At 59.9% G+C, this 1,079-nt stretch carries 1 protein-coding gene and 1 pseudogene; both read right to left on the bottom strand.

The annotated features are described in order from the left end of the window. Positions 1 to 221 precede the first annotated feature (221 nt). The gene (locus ACNPAA_RS20900; RefSeq protein WP_052815418.1) at positions 222 to 812 is read right to left on the bottom strand and encodes a tetratricopeptide repeat protein; all 591 of its coding nucleotides are present in this window, start codon (positions 810 to 812) and stop codon (positions 222 to 224) included. Positions 813 to 965: 153 nt separating this feature from the next. Next, positions 966 to 1,079, bottom strand: a pseudogene (locus tag ACNPAA_RS20895) (IS1595 family transposase); the annotation flags it as partial.

The following is a 1,079-nucleotide window of genomic DNA, read 5'->3' as shown; positions in this document are numbered from 1 at the left end:
CTTGCGGCGGTGCGCCGTTAGAGGTGATCAAGCAATACATTCAAAACCAGCGGGGCTGACGCCCCGGCGAAATTCCCCTCCCACCTACGTCGGAGGGAGTCCCCTTTCGCATTTAAGATGGCAGCAAGCGGGAGGTATGCAGCATCGTCCACAGTGCCGAGCGCAGTACCCTCTATGTCACCGACGTGACGCCCGGCAAAGTCACCGCCAGCCGTTGATCCCTAACCGGCGTTCAGAAAAGAGTGGCCATTGAAATCGAAGGCGCTGCGCCCCTCCTCGGCCAGCGCCATCTCCTGCAACACCTGGAGTGCCATCTTGTTGCCCTTTTGCGAGGCCTGATAGAGCCACTGCTTCGCCTCGGCCAGTTCAACCCGCCCGTTGACCCCCATCAGTTGCAGGATGCCCACCTTCAGCATGGCGGGCACATCACCGTTCCTGGCTGCCAGCTCCATCCAGCGAAACGCCTCGTGCAGATCCCGCTTCACCCCGGCCCCGCGCAGATAGACCTCTCCCAGCCGATACTGGCCGAAAGCGTCCCCCGCCTGCGCAGCCTGACGATAGAGTCGGATGGCGCGATCCATATCCTGCTCGCTCCCCTGCCCCACTTCATGGCTCCAACCCATCAGCGCCTGTGCCCGTGGCTGGCCCTGCTCCGCCAGCGGCGTCCAGATCCGGGTCGCCTCATCAAAGTGCCCTGTCCGCCAGGCGCGGTTGGCCGCCGCCAGCTCCTGCTCAGTGGAGAGCGGGATCAGACGCCAGATGACCAGCGCAATGAGGGCGATGAAGAGCCAGCGGGCGATAGTAGGTTGCATGACATTTTCCGTGATCTGGTTCGCATTTCGTCTATGTAAACGAAATGTAGCAACAGATCAAGCAGGAGATCACCTGGGTTCACCCTCTTTCATGGGGTCGCTCTTTGCGAACTTGCAGTTTGACGGGCGACACAGCAAAATAACTGTACCTGATTACCCATGACCCTCAGCCAGCTTCAAGAGCCGATATGGCATCGGAGGGCTTGCCACGACTGCATGCCCCAATTCAACCAACATGCTCTTGAGGTCAAAACGATGATTAAACCG

The sequence above is a fragment of the Aeromonas sp. PS2Canimalfood6 genome, from assembly GCF_048276795.1.
In the GTDB taxonomy this organism is placed as follows: domain Bacteria; phylum Pseudomonadota; class Gammaproteobacteria; order Enterobacterales; family Aeromonadaceae; genus Aeromonas; species Aeromonas caviae.
Note: the sequence above shows the minus strand (reverse complement) of the source record. Positions and strands in the feature narration are given on the sequence as shown.